Origin of the sequence: Variovorax sp. Varisp85 (assembly GCF_047304045.1) — a bacterium.
Classification (GTDB): Bacteria; Pseudomonadota; Gammaproteobacteria; order Burkholderiales; family Burkholderiaceae_C; genus Variovorax.
Genome location: NZ_JBGLYN010000026.1, coordinates 18,225 through 36,857 on the forward strand (window position 1 = coordinate 18,225; position 18,633 = coordinate 36,857).

General features: G+C 65.6%; 17 protein-coding genes. 6 read left to right on the forward strand and 11 right to left on the reverse strand.

Annotation, left to right across the window (positions count from 1 at the left end; translation table 11 throughout):
- Position 1 precedes the first annotated feature (1 nt).
- Together ACCC97_RS12710 and ACCC97_RS12715 are read left to right on the forward strand one after the other, a co-directional pair.
- On the forward strand, positions 2-1,762 hold the full coding sequence (locus ACCC97_RS12710; protein WP_413333111.1) for an ABC transporter ATP-binding protein/permease: 1,761 nt from the start codon (positions 2-4) through the stop codon (positions 1,760-1,762).
- Positions 1,759-4,050, forward strand: a complete 2,292-nt coding sequence (locus ACCC97_RS12715) for a CocE/NonD family hydrolase (protein WP_413333113.1) — start codon at positions 1,759-1,761, stop codon at positions 4,048-4,050. The genes ACCC97_RS12710 and ACCC97_RS12715 overlap by 4 nt, the downstream gene beginning before the upstream one ends.
- Before the next feature lie 4 nt (positions 4,051-4,054).
- Here ACCC97_RS12715 and ACCC97_RS12720 read toward each other — a convergent pair whose 3' ends face one another.
- Both ACCC97_RS12720 and ACCC97_RS12725 read right to left on the reverse strand, forming a co-directional pair.
- Positions 4,055-5,692 (reverse strand): alpha-amylase family glycosyl hydrolase, encoded by a 1,638-nt coding sequence (locus ACCC97_RS12720; RefSeq protein WP_413333115.1) that lies wholly within the window; start codon positions 5,690-5,692, stop codon positions 4,055-4,057.
- A gap of 96 nt (positions 5,693-5,788) precedes the next feature.
- Entirely contained in the window at positions 5,789-6,298 is a 510-nt protein-coding gene (locus ACCC97_RS12725; RefSeq protein WP_007830036.1) for a DinB family protein, read from the reverse strand.
- A gap of 189 nt (positions 6,299-6,487) precedes the next feature.
- Here ACCC97_RS12725 and ACCC97_RS12730 point away from each other — a divergent pair, with 189 nt between their 5' ends.
- The gene (locus ACCC97_RS12730; protein WP_413333117.1) at positions 6,488-7,096 is read left to right on the forward strand and encodes a TetR/AcrR family transcriptional regulator; all 609 of its coding nucleotides are present in this window, start codon (positions 6,488-6,490) and stop codon (positions 7,094-7,096) included.
- 47 nt (positions 7,097-7,143) lie between these two features.
- Here ACCC97_RS12730 and ACCC97_RS12735 read toward each other — a convergent pair whose 3' ends face one another.
- Positions 7,144-7,548 (reverse strand): RidA family protein, encoded by a 405-nt coding sequence (locus tag ACCC97_RS12735; protein WP_413333119.1) that lies wholly within the window; start codon positions 7,546-7,548, stop codon positions 7,144-7,146.
- Between the two features lie 131 nt (positions 7,549-7,679).
- On the opposite strand from ACCC97_RS12735, the gene ACCC97_RS12740 reads away from it, so the two are divergent.
- Positions 7,680-8,606, forward strand: coding sequence for a LysR substrate-binding domain-containing protein (locus ACCC97_RS12740; protein ID WP_413315154.1), 927 nt, complete (start codon positions 7,680-7,682; stop codon positions 8,604-8,606).
- Here ACCC97_RS12740 and ACCC97_RS12745 read toward each other — a convergent pair.
- Positions 8,601-9,347, reverse strand: a complete 747-nt coding sequence (locus tag ACCC97_RS12745; protein ID WP_413333121.1) for a tRNA-uridine aminocarboxypropyltransferase — start codon at positions 9,345-9,347, stop codon at positions 8,601-8,603. The two genes, ACCC97_RS12740 and ACCC97_RS12745, sit on opposite strands and share 6 nt — an antisense overlap.
- A gap of 30 nt (positions 9,348-9,377) precedes the next feature.
- Here ACCC97_RS12745 and ACCC97_RS12750 point away from each other — a divergent pair, with 30 nt between their 5' ends.
- On the forward strand, positions 9,378-9,644 hold the full coding sequence (locus ACCC97_RS12750; protein ID WP_042672889.1) for a helix-turn-helix domain-containing protein: 267 nt from the start codon (positions 9,378-9,380) through the stop codon (positions 9,642-9,644).
- On the opposite strand, the gene ACCC97_RS12755 is transcribed toward ACCC97_RS12750, so the two are convergent.
- The 5 genes from ACCC97_RS12755 to ACCC97_RS12775 form a co-directional block, all read right to left on the reverse strand.
- Entirely contained in the window at positions 9,641-10,675 is a 1,035-nt protein-coding gene (locus ACCC97_RS12755) for an RNA methyltransferase (protein WP_413333123.1), read from the reverse strand. The genes ACCC97_RS12750 and ACCC97_RS12755 overlap by 4 nt on opposite strands.
- A gap of 97 nt (positions 10,676-10,772) precedes the next feature.
- The gene (locus ACCC97_RS12760; RefSeq protein ID WP_413333125.1) at positions 10,773-11,477 is read right to left on the reverse strand and encodes an SDR family oxidoreductase; all 705 of its coding nucleotides are present in this window, start codon (positions 11,475-11,477) and stop codon (positions 10,773-10,775) included.
- 37 nt (positions 11,478-11,514) lie between these two features.
- Positions 11,515-12,516, reverse strand: a complete 1,002-nt coding sequence (locus tag ACCC97_RS12765) for an NADP-dependent oxidoreductase (RefSeq protein WP_413333163.1) — start codon at positions 12,514-12,516, stop codon at positions 11,515-11,517.
- A 97-nt stretch (positions 12,517-12,613) separates the two neighbouring features.
- Positions 12,614-13,219 (reverse strand): TetR/AcrR family transcriptional regulator, encoded by a 606-nt coding sequence (locus ACCC97_RS12770; protein ID WP_413333127.1) that lies wholly within the window; start codon positions 13,217-13,219, stop codon positions 12,614-12,616.
- Positions 13,220-13,296: 77 nt separating this feature from the next.
- Positions 13,297-13,740 carry a cupin domain-containing protein gene (locus tag ACCC97_RS12775; protein ID WP_413333129.1) on the reverse strand — a complete coding sequence of 148 codons (444 nt, stop codon included), beginning with the start codon at positions 13,738-13,740 and terminating at the stop codon, positions 13,297-13,299.
- A 338-nt stretch (positions 13,741-14,078) separates the two neighbouring features.
- On the opposite strand from ACCC97_RS12775, the gene ACCC97_RS12780 reads away from it, so the two are divergent.
- Positions 14,079-16,007, forward strand: coding sequence for a 3'-5' exonuclease (locus tag ACCC97_RS12780; RefSeq protein WP_413333131.1), 1,929 nt, complete (start codon positions 14,079-14,081; stop codon positions 16,005-16,007).
- 205 nt (positions 16,008-16,212) lie between these two features.
- On the opposite strand, the gene ACCC97_RS12785 is transcribed toward ACCC97_RS12780, so the two are convergent.
- A complete protein-coding gene (locus ACCC97_RS12785) occupies positions 16,213-17,337 on the reverse strand; it encodes a 3-deoxy-7-phosphoheptulonate synthase (RefSeq protein WP_413333132.1) in 1,125 nt (374 codons plus the stop codon).
- 73 nt (positions 17,338-17,410) lie between these two features.
- Positions 17,411-18,622, reverse strand: a complete 1,212-nt coding sequence (locus ACCC97_RS12790; protein ID WP_007828080.1) for a DUF1501 domain-containing protein — start codon at positions 18,620-18,622, stop codon at positions 17,411-17,413.
- Positions 18,623-18,633: the final 11 nt, after the last annotated feature.

An 18,633-nucleotide genomic window follows, 5' to 3' on the forward strand; every position in this document is an offset into this window, starting at 1 on the left:
GATGAGCGCAAGGCCAGGCGACCCTGCCGAGCCGGCTGCAAGGACCGGCGTCTTCCGCCAGGTCGGCGAGCTGCTCGGCGCCTTGCGCGTATCCCCGGTCGCGAAAACGCTTGTCGCGCTGATGGGCGCGATCGTCGTGGTCGTCGCGCTCACGGCGTATGGGCAGATCGAGCTCAACAGCTGGAACAAGCCGTTCTACGACGCGATCTCGCGCCGCGACCTGAGCGAATTCATCGTGCAGGTCGGCGTCTTCGCGGTGATTGCGGGCGCGTTGCTGGTCTTGAACGTCGCGCAGCGGTGGCTCGGCGAAACCTTGCAACTGAAGCTGCGAAAGGCAGTGGTCAACGACCTGGTGGGGCTGTGGCTGCAGCCGCGCCGGGCGTTCTGGCTCCAGGCCAGCGGCCCGATGGGTGCCCACCCGGATCAGCGCATGCACGACGACACGCTGAAGCTGTGCGATCTGTCGGTCACCCTCGGCGTGGGCCTGCTGCAGGCCACGATGCTGTTCGGCAGCTTCGCGAGCGTGCTGTGGGTGCTCTCCAAGGACTTCAGCATCTTCTTCGACGGCCAGGACCATGTGTTGCCGGGCTTCATGTTGTGGGCGGCGATGGTCTATGCGGTGGCCGGGTCGCTGGTCACCTACTGGGTCGGCAACGGCCTGATCTCGCGCAACGCCGAGCGCTACGCGCGCGAAGGCGAACTGCGCTTCTCGCTGACGCGCATCAACGAGCATCTGGACGGCATCTCCCTGGCCGGTGGCGAGGCCGACGAGAAGCGTCGCGTCGCCATGCATTTCGGCGGCGTGCTGCGCGCCACGTCGCGCGTGGTGCTCGGGCTGACCAACCTGACCTGGGTCACCGCGGGCTTCGGCTGGATCACCATCATCGCGCCGACGCTGGTGGCCGCACCGCTGTATTTCTCGGGGAAGGTTTCGTTCGGCGGCCTGATGATGGCTGCCGCGGCCTTCACGCAGGCGCAGTCGTCGCTGCGCTGGTTCGTCGACAACTTCAGCATCATTGCCGACTGGCGCGCCACGCTGCTGCGTGTCACCGACCTGCGCCGGATGCTGGCGTCCGATCTGGAGGCACGGGCGAGCGGCAGTCGCATCGCCTACGAGGAAGGCGAAGGCGGAACGCTCGCGATCGAAGCGCTGGAGGTTCGCTCCTGGAGCGGCCACGATCGGCTGGACGTTTCGGGCCTGGTCGTGCACCGCGGCCAGCGCGTGCTGATCCTCGGCACGCCGGGTGCCGAGAAGACGCTGCTGTTCCGCTCGCTTGCGGGCCTGTGGCCCTGGGGCTCCGGCACGGTGCGCCGGCCGGGCGGCGAGACGATCCACTACATGCCGCGCGGCACGCCCTACATTCCCCGCGGCACGCTGGCCGAAGTGCTGTCGTATGCGATGGAGCCGACGACCTATCCCAGAGATGCCATGGTGGCCGCGCTGGCAAGCGTGGGCCTCCAGCGCCTGGAACCCTTGCTTGACAGGAAGGGCCGCTGGGAAAGCGAGCTCAGCATGGACGAGCAGCTGCGGCTGGGCTTCGCCCGCGTGGTGCTGCAGGCGCCGCCCTGGCTGGTGATGGACGAGGCCTTCAGCGCATTCGACGACGACACGCTCGAACTCATCATCGGCGTGCTTGGCAAGCTCACCCACACGGGCATCATTCACATAGGCTCGGCCGGCGAGGCGCACGACCGGCTGTTCACGCAGGTGGTTCATCTGGTCAAAGCGCCGCACGCCGTGCCCGAGGAGCAGCGACCATGAGACGCCCCCTGCCAACCGTCAGCCGTGCGCGCCGCGCCCTCATGCGGCTGGCTCTTGCGCTGCCCGCCTGGCCCACCGGGTCCCGGGCGGCTGATTTCGGCTTCCGGCCGCCGCGCGACCCGGACGATGCCGCCGCTGCGGACCTGATGCGGGACTTGGCCGAGCGCATCCTGCCGGTGTACCAGGACGCGGACACCGATTCCTTCCTGGCCAACGTCACCGCCCTGCAGATCGTCAGCGGCGCCTACCGTGCGGCCTACGACAGCAGCCGCTCCCTGCGCGACCGGCGCCAGGGCAAGCCCTTCGACGGCCTGGTCGAGCGTGCGATCCTCGATGGCATCTATACGAATGCGCGCATGCTCGAGGCGGACGGGCGCCTCGGCTTCGCCGAAGCCTACGCGCGCTCGTTCCATGAGCTGGTGTCGCCTCTCGACAACGCGCAGGCCCAGGCCGTCATGGCGCGGCTCGAGATTCCGCCGGCTACATACAGGGAGCCGCTGCGCCAGGCCTTCGATCTCTGGCGCGCGAAGGGCAGCCTCCCGGAGGCCGAGGCCTTGGCGCTCGTGCGAACCTGGCTCTCGTACCAGTCGCGCCGCAGCTTCGGTGCGCTGCTGCCCGAATTGTTCGCCGCGCAAAACGGCAGCCGCTACGTGGCGGAGGCCGACGTCAGGATTCCCGTGCGGGGCGGCGTCATCCATGCCAGCGTGGTCCGGCCCGGCCGCATGGACGGCGCGCTGTCGACGCTGCTGCGCTTCACGCTCGACCCGGCCGAGGACGACGCCAGGCGCAGCGCCGCCAGGGGCTACATCGGCGTCACGGCATACGTGCGCGGACGCACGCCCGACGGCAAGGGCGCCGTGTGGCCCTTCATTCGCGACGGCGAAGATGCCGCCGCCGTCATCGACTGGATCGCCCGGCAGGCGTGGAGCGACGGCCGCGTTGCCATGCTCGGCGACGGCTACTCCGGCTACGCCGCCTGGGCCGCCGCGCGCAAGAGGCCGGCGGCGCTCAAGGCCATCGCCACCATCGCGCCGATGGCGCCGGGCATCGACTTCCCGATGGCCGGACAGATCTTCCGCAACGCCATGGTCCGCTGGGCGCAGGAGCACGCGGATGCCGAGCCCCTGCAGGCCGGCATCGACGCCGACGCCGGCCCGGACGCGGTATGGCAGGCACTCGACGCGCGCTGGCATCGCGGCAATCGCCCCTACTGGGACGTGGACCGCGTCCTGCTGGGCAGGCGCAGCAGGCTGATCCGCGCCTGGCTGACGCACCCGAGCCACGACCGCTACTGGCAGAAGTTCCTGCCGTCGGCGGAGCAGTTCGCGCGCATCGACATCCCGGTGCTCAGCTTCGCCGGCTACTACGGCGCCGACGCCGGCGCGCTCTACTTCCACCACGAGCATCTTCGCAACCGGCCGCAGGCCGACACGACGCTGCTGCTTGGCCCCTACGACGCGACCTCGATCCGCCGCGGCACGGCGCCGACGCTGCGCGGCTACACGCTGGACCCCGTCGCGCGCGTCGACCTGCCCGAGCTGCGCTACCAATGGCTCGACCACATCCTGAAGGGCGCGAACAAGCCTTCCCTGCTGCTGGATCGCATCAACTACCAGGTGATGGGCGCGGACCAGTGGCGCCATGTGCCGACGCTGGACGCGCAGGAGCGCACGCCGCTGCGCCTCTATCTCGACACCAATGGGCGCGACGACCCGCACCGCCTGTTGCCGTCGCCGTCCGAAGGCGGTGGCAGCGCGCGGCTCTCGGTCGATCTCGCCGATCGGCGCGACGTGGGCATGCCGTGGCCCGACGCGCTGCGCGTGAAGGAAGTGCCGGCGCGCAACGGCATCAGCTTTGTCAGTGACCCGCTGCCTTCGGACACCGAGATCGCCGGCAGCCTGCGCGGCGTGTTCGACATCACACCCTCGCGGCAGGACGTGGACTTCCACATCTCGCTGTACGAGCAGACGGCGAGCGGCGAACACCAGCTGCTGTTCGACCCCTACGACTTCCGCGCCAGCTACGCCGGCCATCGCGTGCGCCGCCGGCTTCTTCGGGCCGGCGAGCGCCAGCTGCTGGCCTTCACCACCGAGCGGGTCACCGCTTGCAGGCTCGCGGCGGGCAGCCGCATCGTGCTGGTGATCGGCCTCAACAGGCGCCCCGACCGGCAGGTCAATTACGGCAGCGGCAAGGACGTGAACTCGGAAACCATTGCCGACGCGAAATGGCCCGTGCGCGTGCGCTGGCATGCGCGCAGCTACGTCGAGATCCCGACCGGCAAGCCTTGATCCCTCATCGTGTCGTCGGGCCCTTGTCGCTCACCGCGCCGATGAGGACACCTTCGCAAGGCGCCAGCACCAAGGGCCCTTCGATCGATCCGGCGCGCGCAGGATCGGTCGATGCCAGCACGATCGGCTGGCGCGGCAACAGCGCCGGCGATACCGGCGCCGAGGTGGCGCCGAAGTTCAATATCACCACCAGCCGCTGTCCGTCGCTCTCGCGCGCATAGGCGAGCATCTCGTCCCCGGCTTCAAGCGCTTCGTAGCTGCCCCGGTGCAGCGCAGGCTGCGCGCGGCGCAACGCGATGAGGCGCTTGTAGAGCGCCAGCATGGAGCCCGGATCGCGCGACTGCACTTCGACGTTGTGCATGTGCCAGTCGGATGCGAGGCGCAGCCACGGGATTCCCGTCGTGAAGCCGGCGTGCGCTTCGGCGCTCCACTGCATGGGCGTTCTCTCCGGGTCTCGGCCCAGGCCCATGCCGGGCTTGTTCTTCTCGAACGGGTCCTGCACTTCGTCGGCAGGAATGGGGACGTCCGTCATGCCGATCTCGTCGCCGTAGTAGAGCGTGGGCGTGCCGCGCAGCGTGAGCAGCAGCATGGCGGCGAGCCGCGCCATCCGTGGCCCGACGCGGTTTGCAATGCGGGACCTGTCGTGATTGCCCAGCACCCAGTTCGGCTGGGCGCCGGCGGGCAAGGCGGCTTCGTAGTCGCGCACTAGGCGGTCGATGCGCGCCGCCTGCCACTCGGTCGCGATCAGCTGAAAGTTGAAGGGCAGCTGCACGCCTTCGAGCACCCCCTGGGCGTTGAGGCCGTAGTAGGCGACCAGGCGCGCGAGCGGCAGGTAGAGCTCGCCGATCAGCACGCGCGACGAGTGTGCATCGCTGAACTCGTCGACCACGCGGCGCATCTCGGCCACGATCGGCTGCACCTCCGGCAGGTCCGTGTTGTGAAGCATCGTCCAGCGGAGAAACGGGTCCTGCCCTTCGACGAAATCCGGATTCGGCGGGTTGTCGCGGAACTGCGCGTCCTTGACGATCTGGGAGAGCACGTCGACGCGGAATCCGTCGACGCCGCGCCGGAGCCAGAAGCGCAGCACCTCATACATCGCGGCGCGCACTTCGGGGTTGCGCCAGTTGAGGTCGGGCTGCTCCTTCAGGAACGAATGGGCGTAGTACTGCCCGGTGGCCGCATCGAAGCTCCAGGCCGGGCCGCCGAAATTGCTCAGCCAATTGTTGGGCGGCCCGCCGTCGGGCGCCGGGTCGCGCCAGATGTACCAGTCGCGCCGCGCATCACTGCGCGCGCTGCGGCTTTGCACGAACCACGGATGCCGGTCCGACGTGTGGTTGGGCACGAAATCCAGGATGATCTTGAGCCCCTTCGCATGGGCCTCCTGCACCAGCGCATCGAAGCCATCGAGCGTGCCGAAGCACGGATCGATGCCGCAGAAATGGGAGATGTCGTAGCCGAAGTCGGCCATCGGCGAGGGATAGATCGGCGAGATCCAGACGGCGTCGATGCCGAGCGAGACCAGATGATCCAGCCGGGCACGGATTCCGTCGAGGTCTCCGATGCCATCGCCGTTGCTGTCCTGGAACGAACGCGGGTAGACCTGATAGACGATTCCGCACTTCCACCAGTCGTCAGCTGACATCTTGATCCCTTCGTGCTTGGCTTCGAGCGGGGTCATTGTCTCCAGAAACCGTGCGGGGCATCGTCAAGCAGGCCCGGAGCGGACGTAGCAACCCGACTACGCTCGAGCGGCGACCCGCCCTCTCGTCGACGCCTGGGCCTCGTGCAGGTACGTCGTGAAGCCATCCCTGGCCGGTGGAACCGAATTGAGCAGCATCACCGCGCTCACCTGTCCACGATGGCCTGCTCCGTGCGTGACAACATGCATGAGCATCTCCTCGCGGGACATGCGCCCCTGTGCGCCGTCGGTGAACGCGAAGTCGATTCGTTCGGCCAGTTGGTCGAGATCGAGCGTCGACACATAGTCGATGTATTCCTGATCGCTTCTCCGGAGATCGGTGGACAGATCTTCCAGCGTTGGCATCTCGCTCAAGTTGGCCGATGCGTACCCGTGAGCTTCCCGCCTGATGTGGGCGGCGAATATCCGGTCGACCACATAGGTGTGGCTCAAGGCCTTGATGGCCAAAGCGGTGATCGAGGAGCTGTCGCCAAGCCGGGCCAGCGCGGTCAACAGCTGATCGTTTGCCCAAGCCTTGTATCTGAAGAGGTGATGCAGTGTGTCGTCCATGTCATGGTCTCCTGAGGGGTTTGCGCGCCACGGGTCTTACATGCAGGAAGTTGCGCTGCCTGTCCGCGCCCACTCAGAATATGAGCGATCATTCGCTTTTCATACTCGCATTGATGGCATCTGAAAATGACGAGAAAACCAGTCATCCGGCCCAGGAAAACCGCCATTCAGGAGCGATCGCGCGCGACCGTGGACAACCTGATCGAGGCAACTGCTCGCATTCTGGTCAAGGATGGTTTCGACAAGGCCAGCACCAACCGCATCGCGGAGGTTGCGGGGGTGAGCATCGGCTCGCTCTATCAATATTTCCCCAGCAAGGAGGCACTCGTCGCCGCCGTGATCGAGCGCCACCAGCAGCAGATCATGCAGATGGTGCGCAGCGAGCTGAGCGAGGTCTCGAGCCAGCCGCTGGACCAGGCGATGCGCAGGTTCGTCGCTGTCGCGGTAGAGGCGCACCGTCTCGATCCCCAGCTGCATCGGGTGCTCGCCGAACAGATCCCGCGCGTGGGAAAGCTGGAGAAGCTGGAAACCTTCAGTCGTGAAAATTTCAGCCTGTTCAGTACCTATCTAGAAGGAGCCCGGGACGAACTCGGCGTTGACGACCTGGAGCTCGCATCGTTTGTATGTGTCACCACGATCGAGGCGTTGACGCACAACGCGGTGCTGCACCACTCCAAGGTTCTGACCGACGATCGGATGGAAGCGCTCATCGACGAGGGTGCGCGCCTCGTGACCGGCTACCTGAAAGGCCAGCGCGCAAACCAGCTCCGCGCAGGTCACCATAAGCCCATCCGCTGAGATCGCTCCCATGCAGGCGGCCGGGCGGCCCGTGGCGAGCGCAGGGCTCAGCCCTCATTGTTCTCCGGCAGCCTCGCAATCACCTTGATCTCGAACTGGAATCCGTAGAGCCACGTCACCCCGATCCCCGTCAGCGTCGGGTGCGGCGCTCCGCCCCAGTACTCCGGCACCACCTTCCAGACCGTCTCGAAATTCGACTCCGGATCGACGATGAACACCGTGACGTCGACCACGTCGTCGAACGTGCAGTTCGCCGCCGCAAGGATCGCATTCAGGTTCTCGAACGCCAGCCGGACCTGCGCCTCCAGATCGGGCTCCGGCGAGCCATCGGGGCGGCTGCCGACCTGCCCCGACACGAACAGGAAGCCGTTGGACCGGATCGCCGGCGAGTAGCGATTCTTTTCGTAGAGCGCCTGGCGCCCGGGTGGAAAAACGACGTCGCGCTGAGTCATGGATGGATGGCCTTCCCGAAGAAATAACGATGAAGGGACTTTAGGGAGCCGCGCCTCCCGGATAAATGGGCAAGGCCAACAATCACTGTTTGCAGAACCCAAACAATCTGCGCATCCGCAGGAGCAGCACCATGGACCGTTTCGATGCAATGCAGGCTTTCGCCCGCGTGGTGGAAGCAGGCAGCTTCACCAAGGCGGCCGAGACGCTTCACATGAGCAAGACCAGCGTGACGCAGCTGGTGCAGCAGCTCGAAGCGAGGCTGCGCGTGAAGCTGCTCAACCGCACGACGCGCAAGGTCAACGTCACTGCCGACGGCGCGGCCTACTACGAGCGCGTGGTGCGCCTGCTGGCCGACATGGACGATGCCGAGACCAGCCTCTCGGGCGCCTCGGCATCGCCCAGGGGCCGGCTGCGCGTTGACGTGCCCAGCCCGCTGGCGCGCACGATCCTGGTGCCGGCGCTGCCGGCGTTCCACGCGCGCTACCCCGACATCCAGCTCGACATGGGCGTGAGCGATCGCATGGTGGACCTGATCGGCGAGAACGTGGACTGCGTGGTGCGCGGCGGCGAACTCACCGACCAGTCGCTCATGGCACGCCGCGTGGGCGATCTGCAGCTCGGCGTGTATGCGGCGCCGAGCTACCTGGAACTCGCCGGCACGCCCTCGCACCCTCAGGACCTGGAAGACACGCATCACCGCATCGTGGGCTTCCTGTGGTCGCGCAACGGCAAGACTTTTCCGTACACCATGCGCCGCGATGGCGAGCACATCGGGGTGCAGGGCCGCTACGTGCTGTCGGTCGACGACGGCAATGCCTACCTCGCGGCTGGTCTGGCCGGACTCGGCATCCTTTGGCTACCCGACTACTTGGCCAAGGCGCACGTGGCGAACGGGGAACTGGTACCTCTGTTCGAGGGCTGGCAGCTCGACCCGATGCCGCTGTACATCGCGTTTCCGCCGAACCGGCACGTCAGCGCCAAGCTGCGCGTGTTCATCGACTGGGTGGCCGGGCTGATGGCGCTGCATGCGCCCATCAGCGGCCGGCGCGGTTCATGAAAGCGGGAGAGCGGACAGTTCGCGCAGCCGCTGATGCGCAGCCCCATCCCATGCAATGGGCTGCTGCTTCTTCGCACTCAGGTAGTGGTGCGTGAAGACCGCGAGATAGGCCTCCAGCGTTTGCTCGGCGGCGTGTTCACCTGCCAGGTTCATGCACAGCGCGGCCACCTCGCTCGTGCAGAAATGGTCGTCGCGGCCGGAGCGGCGCAGCTTGTATTGCGTGGTCCGCTCCGGCTGCAGGCTCAGCACGGGCAGCAGGTCGAGGTAAGGGCTCCTGCTGAACATCTTGCGCGCCTCGGACCAGGTCCCGTCGAACAGGATGAAGAGCGGGCGTTTGGCAGTGCCGGCACGGGTTGGGTCGGGCGACGAAACACTGGCGACCACCCGCTCGGGCGCCGCGTACTGCCCCGGGAACACCACGTACGGTTGCCACTGCGGGTCGTTCAGCAAGGCCAGCAGCGCGGGGTCGGTGTCGGTGCGCATCCAGCCGAAGGCGAAGGTATCGGCCACCACGTCGGCAATCAGCCAACCCGTGTTGGTCGGCTTGAGCGGCTCGATGTCGGCCATGAGCAGGCACACCCCAGCGCGTGTTGCCACCGACGGGCGCACTGCGCACATGCAGTGGCTGGGCACCAGCCGGCAGCCGGCGCAGCGCTCGCGCTTGAAGCCCCCGCGGGCCAGAAAGGGTTTGGCGCTTCGCGCCAGGCGCGCGGCGCGAAGGAGGGAAACGGCGTGGGGCATGCGGGGATTCTCTGCGGTGACAATGCGGAAATGGCCAAAGGCAAACGAATTTCCGCAGACATCGGGGGCGACGCCATTCTGGCGATCAAGGAGCTGGGCGCCGCCGCCAAGCTGGCGCGCACCAGTGCCGGCGAGGGCCAGGCCGCCGCTGCCGCACGCCTGGGCGTTCACGTCCAGACCATCGCACGGATCGAATCAGGCGAGCCAGGCGTCGCCATCGGGCATGTGCTCGGCATGCTGGCTCTTTACGGGATCTCGGTGAAGCTGCAGCACCCGGACGCGGGCGGGTCGACCTAACGCCGGTCTTCGGTCTTTCGAAACAGCACCTGCACTTCGGCTGCGCGCGCCCTCAACTGGCCGCATCCGCCGTCGACATCCTGGCCGGCTGAATTGCGCAGCTTCGTCAGGATGCCCCGTTCGTGCAGCGTGCGCGCCATCTGTTCGCAGTGCTCCCACGACGGGCGGCTGAACGCCACGCCGTCGACTGCGTTGAAGGGAATCATGTTCAGCACGCCGTACTTGCCGGAGAGCAGCTGGACGATGCCTTCGATCTCATCCTGCCCGTCGTTGACGCCTTCCAGCAGCGTCCATTGGTACTGGATCGGGTAGCCGGTGGCCCGCGCATAGCGCTCGCCCGCGGCGACCAGTTCCTCGGGCGTCATGTTCGGCGCGCGCGGCAGGAGCTTGCGGCGCAGTTCGGCCTTGGTCGTGTGCAACGAGAGCGCCAGCGCAGGCTTCACGCGTTCCTGGTGCAGCCTCTCGAACGCGCGTGGATCGCCCACGGTCGAGAACACCAGGTTCTTGTGGCCAACGTTGCCCACCGTGCCGAGCAGGTCGATCGCCTCCATCACGTTGTCCAGGTTGTGGGCCGGTTCACCCATGCCCATGAACACCACCTTGCGCACCGGCCGCCGCATGCGCGCGAGGGCGACCTGGGCAATGATCTCGGCGCTTCCCACCTGGCGCAGCAAGCCTTCGCGGCCGGTCATGCAGAACTGGCACCCGACGGCGCATCCGACCTGCGAGGAGACGCACAGGCCATCGCGGGGCAGAAGCACGCTCTCCACGGTCTGGCCGTCCGCGAGGGCCACGAGCAGCCGCTCTGAACCATCGGCACCGGGATGCACCGCATGGATGCGCGCCAGCCCAGCAAGCTCAGCTTCGATGGACGGCAAGGCAGCCAGCAACGACGACGGGAAGAAGGTCCCCGGCAGGCGCCTGCCGCTGTCCCGGGGCAGCGCATGGGACCAAAGCCGCAGGATGCGTTGTTCGTGGCTGGGGCCGGCTCCGGCTTCGCGCAGTCGGCGTTTCAGTTCGTGGATTCGCATGCTGGGGCAGATTGTGCACGGCAGGCAGTCCGCCGCCGGTCATCGTGCAAGGAACGCAAGCGCCTTGCTCAGGAAGTCGGCGTGCAACCGAAACACCTCAGGAGGCCTGCGGCAGGTAGCTGGGTCTGTCCGCCGTCATCCCGCGCTTGACTTGCAGGGTGAGTTCATCGGCCAGCACTTCGTCGAGACCCGATTCAAGTCCGTCGAGCGCGCGCTTGACGATTTCCTCCGGGCTGGACTTCGGCACCTCGAACCCGCGTGTCAGATCGGTATCGACGTAGGCCATGTGCAGCCCCAGCACCTGCGTCTTCTGTGCCGCCAGTTCGTTGCGCAGTGCATTGGTAAGCGACCAGGCCGCGGACTTGCTGGCCGAATAGGCGCCCAGTTCGCCGCCGTTCACCCACGAGGCGACCGACAACACGTTGAGCAATGCGCCACCGCCGTTGGCCCTGAGGATCGGCGCAAAGGCCTTGCTCATGCGCAGCACGGCGAAGAAGTTGGTCTCGAAGATGCGTCGTGCCACCTCTTCGCTGTCGGCTGCGAGAAAGCCGCCAGGCTGTGCAATGCCGGCGTTGTTGATCACGAGCGTCACGTCCGAGGCCAGCTCCGCGGCGGCTGCGACGTCTTCCGGCTTGTTGACGTCGAGCCGCAGGGGCTGGACACCGGCTTGCGTGATGGTGACGGGGTCGCGCGCACCAGCGTAGACCTTGCGGGCGCCACGGGCGAGCAACTCGCGTGCAAAGGCCAGGCCAATGCCGCGATTGGCTCCGGTGACGAGGACGACAGCGTTTTCGATCTTCATGGGAGACTCCAAAAAATGAGCTGGTTGGGAATCGGGTTCACTTGACTTTGATGACGACCTTGCCCTTCGCGCGGCCAGACTCGACATAGGCCAGGGCCTCGTTGGTCGCCTCGAAAGGAAAGACCCGGTCCATCACGGGCCGGATGGCCCCGGCCTCGATGAGCCGGGTGATCTCGCGCAGTTGGCCTCCATTCGCCCTCATGAAGAGGAACGAATAGCCAATGCCTCGGCGTTTCGCCCTTCGCCTGATGCCCGAGCTCAGCAGCCGCATGACCAGCTTCACGAACCCGGGTGCCGAGATTTCCTTGCCGAATTCGGGGTCCGGCGGTCCGGAGATGGAGATGAGCCTTCCGCCGGGCTTGAGCACGCGAAGCGACTTCTCGAGCGTCTTGCCATCCTGGCTGTTCAGGACCACGTCGTAGTCGCGCAGGACATCCTCGAAGTCCTGCGTCCTGTAGTCGATGACCACGTCTGCGCCCAGGCTCTTCACAAGCGCGACGTTGCCTGCGCTCGTCGTCGTGGCGACGGTTGCGCCCAGATGCTTGGCCAACTGGATGGCGAAAGTGCCCACGCCGCCGGAGCCCGCCTGAATGAAGACCTTCTGCCCCTTCTTCAGCTCGGCCTTCTCGACCAGCGCCTGCCATGCCGTCAGGCCCACCAGGGGGATGGAGGCGGCTTCGACCATCGTGAGACCCTTGGGCCGGAGCGCAATCGATGCCTCCTTGACCGCAACGAATTCGGCGAAGGTGCCGATCCGGAAGTCATCCGCCCGCGCATACACCTCGTCGCCGGGCCTGAACTGCTGCACGCGCCGGCCCACCTCGACCACGACGCCAGCCACGTCGTGGCCCAGGACGAGCGGCAGGCGGTAGGGCAGGATGAGCTTGAACTCTCCGTCCCTGATCTTGGCGTCCAGCAGGTTCACGCCGGCGGCATGAACCTCGACCAGGACTTCGTCATCGCGCAGTTCGAGGGTCGGCATTTCCGCCGACCGCAACGCGCTCTTTTTCCCGTAGCGCTCCAACACAAATGCTTTCATGGCCTTCCTTGTTTCTCCGTCAATAAACACTTCATTTGGAATGATGATCATCATATTTAAAGGCAAACGAAAGGGCGGCATCCATCCATCAACGGATTCAGTTGCCGACGGAGGTCAGGTGCTTGAGCGCGGCCTCGCGCAGGCTGTCAGACAGCGCAGGCTCGTCGACAGCACGCGCGAGCAGCAAGGCGCCCACCATGGTGGAGAGGGTCACGAGGGCCCGTTCGTGGGCTCCGGGCTGTCCCCAGTCCGGCAACTGGCGGGCGACGAGGTCGATCATTTCCTTGATGTGCCGGGTCGCTACACGGCGCACTTCGGGAGCCTGCCGCGAGGTCTCGGAACCCAGCGCGGCCAGGGGGCAACCTATGTCGGCGTTCTCCTGATGCTCCCTGGAGAGATAGGCGCTCAGCATGGATGCGAGCGCAGTGCCGGGGGGCACGCTGGCCACGACGTCGGCCGCGGCGGCGGCGGACTCTGCGCACGCCCTCCCCGCCGCTTCGGCCAGCATGGTCTCACGCGATGCGAAGTGGGCATAGAAGGCCCCGTGCGTCAGGCCGGCCTCCTTCATGATGTCCGAGACCCCGGTCCCGTCGTAGCCGCTGCGACGGATCGCGCGGGCTGCCACGGACACGATGCGCTCATGCGTTGCATCCTTGGCGGCAGCTCGGGTATTGGGCCTGGTATTTCGCATGATGCACATCATACAACATTCGTATGCCATGCGCACTGCGGCACAGTCTGGCCTCGGCAAGCGACCGCCCGGCTACGGCCGCCTCCCGGTCAGGCTGCGACGGCAATCCCATTCCGCTCGAGCACCTCCAGCAGCTTCGGAATATCAGGCGGCCCCACCGGAATCTCGCGATCGATCGCGGTGAACATCTGGGCGGCCAAGGCGCCCTCCCCCGTGATCTCGAGCATCTGCCCGCCGCCCTTGCCGTAGTGAAAGCCATGCACCGTTCCACGCGGTACATGGACGAGCGTGCCGGGCTGGCACATGTGCGCGCGGCCGTCGCAGAGAAACTCGACCTCGCCTCCGAGGACGTAGAAGGCTTCGTCCCAGTCGTGGCTGTGCGGCGGTGGCCCCGTGCCTTCGTCACCCCGTTGGAAAGTGATGCCATAGCTCTGCGTCGTCGCATTCGACGCCAGCACCGTCACCTGCGTGCCGAGCACGTTCAGAGGGACTTCACGCCGGTCAGGCGTCAGGACAAAGTACGGAATCGTCATGGTCAATTCCTCCAACGCGGGGCCGTGATTCTGCGCGCCGCGTGGAGGGGGCACAAGCTGTCAGGCGGCGCGCAGGGTAGCGGAAGCACGAACAAGCGGCATTGCTTGGCGCGACAAAGCCCAGCGCGAAATACGAGAAGTTGCAGCAGAATCCCCGTACGCCAGCGTCTTCATCGCGCAGTTCATCGATGGCAGCTGGCCGAGTTCGCACCTAGGATGCTGGAATTCGTAGTGGTAGCTGACGAAGGCTTGGAATCAGACCTGGATCACACAAGAGAGTGCTGCCAAGTTAAACAGGCCTCTCGCCATTCTTGTTCGAAAGGAAGGACAGGGAATTCATGACTTCAAGCCGCGTGCCTTTGAAATGGACGGACGAGCAAAAGGACATCCGCGCCTGTAAAAGCGACCGGATCATCGTTGAGGCCAATGCGGGCGCCGCGAAGACGACAACTGCGGCTTTTACGATTGCGGGCCTTATTGAACGAGGTGCGAATCCCAAGAAGATTCTGTCCTTGAGCTTCACGGAGCCAGGCGTGAAGGCGTTCGAGGCGGCCTTTACGCGCATCGACCTGCCCAGGGAGATCGTACGGCAGTTGCGCGTAGGCACAGTCGAAGATTTCTGCGCTAAAAGGCTTGAGCGACTCGAGGGAATCAGGGTCCGACGTGACAAGAGGCCCGAGGACATTAGAGAAGCGGTCATTGACGCAATTGCAACCGCCAGAGAGCGGGCCGAAGCTCGATTCCCAGGAGAATTCTCCTTGCACGGCGAGGGGGGACTGGCGGTCGAAGGGCTTCTCGAGGAGTTCGGTCAGATCAAAGGGTCCATGGCTATCCAACGCGCTGGCGAGTACTTTTCCTTAACGCCTCAAAGTGCATCCGACCTGGGATTCAGCTTCACGACCCTTTCTGTACTCAGGGAATACGAGCGGGAGCGGATAGCTTTTCTGGACGGAGAAGGTGAGCAGGCAAGATTCCGATACCAGGGCGATGCCACCTATGACTTGGCTCGATTGCTGATCTCGGACGATCCACCGTTTTCGTGGGAAAGCCACCCGCTATGGGTTGGCGCGGAGGCCGTGGTATTTGACGAAATGCACGACTGCAACTGGGCCATCTTCACCGTTCTGAAAAAGCTGCTAGAGGTCAACGATGGCTGTACGTTCCTTGGCGTAGGAGATCGAGACCAAGTAATCCATGCAAGGGATGGCGCCGACTCCTACTTCATGAAGGACGGATTTGGCATCGAGATCAGTGAGCCTAAGCGCTTGCCGCTCACGTTGACTCATCGCTTTGGCGAATCGTTGGCGCGGCCGCTCGGCAGTTTCGCGAGCAAGGCCTATACCGCTAACAAGGATCGGAAGTCGGCAGTCGAGGTAAAGGTAGCCAACACGGCAGAAGAGGTCCTTCACGTTGTCGAAGACGCAGCGAGGAGTCGACGAGGGCTCGATGAAGACTCTGACCTCCAGGATCTTGCAGTCTTGCTCCGACACCCCGGAAACGCTGTGGAATTGGAGCACTTCTTGATTGTCAAAAGCCTGCCCTATGAGACAGTCGGCTTCAGGAGCTTCCTTGAACGCCCAGAAGTTCTCTTCATTCGAATGCTGCTCGCCGTCGCGGTCGACCTGCAAGCCAAGTTTGGTACCGAGACGCTGCTGGCTGCAAAGCGGGCGACGTGGCAGTTCGTAGGGGGAACGCTGCCGGGCGAAGGAGACGCAGTTGAGACCGAACAAGTCGTTGACAGCGCGAGCGAGGAGAACTTCCGATCGTTCGTACTGCCACGATTGCTTCGAGAGACGGAGCACAGCGTGTCGGAGCGAATCCTTGGGGCAATGGCATTGGCTAGCAACAACAGCATTGCTGATTTTCCCAAGATTACTGCAGCTCTTGGAGTGAACGAGCTGACTCGGCGCGTCTTCGTGCGGAGTTCGGACGTCGAAGAAGTCGAGTCCTCTATTGCCGGTCTTCTCAATGTGGCGAAGAGATATGCCTCTATTAATTCACTGCTGGACGCGTTACTTCAGTATGACCACGCCGCAAAGGCAAGAAGCCAGAAAGAGAGTCGAATTGTTCTCTCCACCATCGAGTCTTCCAAAGGCCTTGAGTTCGATCACGTCATTGTTCCAGGCGTAAACGCAGGCAGTTTTGATGGCAATAGCCCAGACGAAAGAAATCTCTTCTACGTTGCCACGTCGAGAGCGCGCAACCTGTTGACTGTTACTCATGCAACTGGGCGTGCCAGCCGCTTTCTTGCCAGCTTTCTGCGGTAGGCGTCGGCACCGCACGCAGAGCGGCCGAACCAGGAGGAGGAGGAGGAGGAGCGGCCGGCCGATCATTGCCAACCTGGATGTCCGGCTGCGTTGATCGCCGCCATTCGCTGCGGCGGCGGCTGGGCGAACATCGCAGACCAGTCTGAAGCTGCCCGACACGCCCAGGTCGCGCGAGCACCCGCAAGCAAGCAGGCCCCCTCCAGCCTCACCCCTTCGACACCCGCCGCCGCGCCTTCACCGCCGAAGCCAGCCCCTCGAGCACCGGCACCGTCTGCGCAAACCCAATGCAGGCATCGGTAATCGAAACCCCATGCTTCAGCGCAACCCCAGGCTTCAGGTCCTGCCGTCCTTCCTCCAGATGGCTCTCGATCATGATGCCCGTGATGCGCCGCTCGCCCGCCGCGATCTGCGCCGCCACGTCTTCGGCGACCACGATCTGCCGCTGGTGCTGCTTGCTGCTGTTGCCGTGCGAGACATCGATCATCACCTGCGGCCGCAGGCCATTCGCCAGCAGCGCCTCGCAGCTGGCCGCGACATCCGCGGCCGAATAGTTGGGGGCCTTGCCGCCGCGCAGGATCACGTGGCAGTCGTCGTTGCCGCGGGTCTCGAAGATCGCCGCCATGCCCATCTTGGTCATGCCCATGAAGGCATGCGGCGCGCGGGCCGCGAGGATGGCGTCGGCCGCAACCTTGACGCTGCCGTCGGTGCCGTTCTTGAAGCCGACCGGGCAGCTCAGGCCCGACGCCAGCTGCCGGTGGCTCTGGCTCTCGGTGGTGCGGGCGCCGATGGCACCCCAGGCGATCAGGTCGGCAATGAACTGCGGGCTCAGCAGGTCGAGGAACTCGGTGCCGGTCGGCAGGCCCAGGGTGGTCAGTTCGAGCAGCAGGCGCCGCGCGCGCTCCAGCCCTTCGTTGATCGCGAAGCTGCCGTCCAGGTGCGGGTCGTTGATGTAGCCCTTCCAGCCCACGGTGGTGCGCGGCTTCTCGAAGTAGGCACGCATCACGATGAGCAGGTCGTCCTGCAGCGAATCGGAGACGATCTTCAGGCGCTGTGCGTATTCGATGGCCTGGTCGTGGTCATGGATGGAGCAGGGGCCGACCACGACCACCAGCCGGTCGTCGCGGCCGTGCAGCACGTCGGCAATTTCCGCGCGGCTGCGCTCGACCAGCGCCAGCGTGTTGTCGCGCACGGGCACGCGTTCCTGCAGCAGCGCGGGGGTGATGAGCGGACGGACGGCGCCGATGCGCACGTCGTCGATGCGCGTGGTGTCGAGCGTGCTGTCGCGGGAGCCGACTTCGGCGTCGTGGAGGGGGTCGTCGAGGCGGGGCATGGTGGTCGTGGCTGTGGTTTCGAATGGAGCTTCCTCGATTGTCCACTCGAAGGCCCCATGGCCGATCCGCCCGTCAGACCAGCTGCAGATCCTTCGGCGCCACCCCGTCGAACACCTTCGCAAGCTGCGCCGGCGACAAGCCATACATCCGCCTGAACAATCCGCCGAACACCGCCCGGTATTCATTGAGCACGGGATAGTCCCGGTTCTCGAACAGCGTCGCCTGCGTCAGCGCCTGCTGCTCGCCCACGACGCGCCCGCCCGCCTGTGCCGACAGCCCGCCGCCGAGCACCCAGTACACGGTGCCGTGCCCGTGGTCGGTGCCGCGGTTGCCGTTCTCGCGGAAGGTGCGGCCGAACTCGCTGATGACGACGACGACGGTCTGGCGCCATGCATCCTCGCCCATCTCCTGCGCGAAGCCGGCCACGCCGCGGCCCAGTTCTTCAAAACGGTTGGCAAGGTAGCCGGTGGCACCGCCCTGCCCCACGTGCGTGTCCCAGCCGCCGACGTCGACGAAGCCCAGGTCGAAGCGGTCGCGCATCAGCAGCGCCATGCGGCGCGCGACCAGCTCGAAGCCCTTGGCGCTCATGGCGTTGCGGCTGGCCGCGTCCATCTCGGCCTGCACGGCGCGCATGACTTCATCGCGCACCTGGAAGCCCTCGGCCACGGGCTGCGCGAGTGCGGTGTTGCGGTACATGGCCGCGATGACCTGGCTCTGCCGCGCGTCGAGGGCCGAGCGCGCATTGCCCGCAAGCGCCATGTTGGCGGCCTTGGCGTTGCCGCGAAGCGAGATCGGTAGCTGGTCGGTGAAGGCGATGGGCGACACGTCGGTGGCGGGCCCCGCGCCGAGCACGCCGGCCAGCCGGTTGAGAAAGCCCGAGCGGTAGTCGCGGCGCTTGTCGAGCGCCTGGCCGAGTTCGATGGAGTCCTGCGTCTCGAAGTGGCTGCGCGTGAGGTCGTCGGTGCCGGCGAAGGCGATGAAGGACGCCTGCTTCTGCTGGAACAGTGGCATCACGGTTTGCGCGAGCGCCGGGTGCAGGCCCCAGTTGCCGTCGATCGGCAGCGCGCCGTTGGGTGTGCCGGGACGCGCGATGGCGATGTTGGGCCGCGAGGCGTAGTAGAAGTCGCTGCTGGTCGGCACGAGCAGGTTGCTGCAGTCGTACGCGCCGCGAAGGAACACGACCAGCAGCTTGGTGCCTTCGGCGGCGGGCGCGGCCATCAGCTGGCCGGCGGCGCCTGCGAACGGGGCGGCGGCGATGAGCTTCAAGAGTTCTCGACGTTGCATGACGGTTGTCC

Coding starts and splice junctions, on each gene's coding strand:
- ACCC97_RS12740 (WP_413315154.1), top strand. CDS start 7,680: ATGGACCGTTTCGATGCAATGCAGGCTTTCGCCCGCGTGGTGGAAGCA.
- ACCC97_RS12755 (WP_413333123.1), bottom strand. CDS start 10,675: ATGCGAATCCACGAACTGAAACGCCGACTGCGCGAAGCCGGAGCCGGC.
- ACCC97_RS12765 (WP_413333163.1), bottom strand. CDS start 12,516: ATGAAAGCATTTGTGTTGGAGCGCTACGGGAAAAAGAGCGCGTTGCGG.
- ACCC97_RS12715 (WP_413333113.1), top strand. CDS start 1,759: ATGAGACGCCCCCTGCCAACCGTCAGCCGTGCGCGCCGCGCCCTCATG.
- ACCC97_RS12735 (WP_413333119.1), bottom strand. CDS start 7,548: ATGACTCAGCGCGACGTCGTTTTTCCACCCGGGCGCCAGGCGCTCTAC.
- ACCC97_RS12720 (WP_413333115.1), bottom strand. CDS start 5,692: ATGTCAGCTGACGACTGGTGGAAGTGCGGAATCGTCTATCAGGTCTAC.
- ACCC97_RS12760 (WP_413333125.1), bottom strand. CDS start 11,477: ATGAAGATCGAAAACGCTGTCGTCCTCGTCACCGGAGCCAATCGCGGC.
- ACCC97_RS12745 (WP_413333121.1), bottom strand. CDS start 9,347: ATGCCCCACGCCGTTTCCCTCCTTCGCGCCGCGCGCCTGGCGCGAAGC.
- ACCC97_RS12785 (WP_413333132.1), bottom strand. CDS start 17,337: ATGCCCCGCCTCGACGACCCCCTCCACGACGCCGAAGTCGGCTCCCGC.
- ACCC97_RS12770 (WP_413333127.1), bottom strand. CDS start 13,219: ATGATGTGCATCATGCGAAATACCAGGCCCAATACCCGAGCTGCCGCC.
- ACCC97_RS12725 (WP_007830036.1), bottom strand. CDS start 6,298: ATGGACGACACACTGCATCACCTCTTCAGATACAAGGCTTGGGCAAAC.
- ACCC97_RS12750 (WP_042672889.1), top strand. CDS start 9,378: ATGGCCAAAGGCAAACGAATTTCCGCAGACATCGGGGGCGACGCCATT.
- ACCC97_RS12790 (WP_007828080.1), bottom strand. CDS start 18,622: ATGCAACGTCGAGAACTCTTGAAGCTCATCGCCGCCGCCCCGTTCGCA.
- ACCC97_RS12710 (WP_413333111.1), top strand. CDS start 2: ATGAGCGCAAGGCCAGGCGACCCTGCCGAGCCGGCTGCAAGGACCGGC.
- ACCC97_RS12775 (WP_413333129.1), bottom strand. CDS start 13,740: ATGACGATTCCGTACTTTGTCCTGACGCCTGACCGGCGTGAAGTCCCT.
- ACCC97_RS12780 (WP_413333131.1), top strand. CDS start 14,079: ATGACTTCAAGCCGCGTGCCTTTGAAATGGACGGACGAGCAAAAGGAC.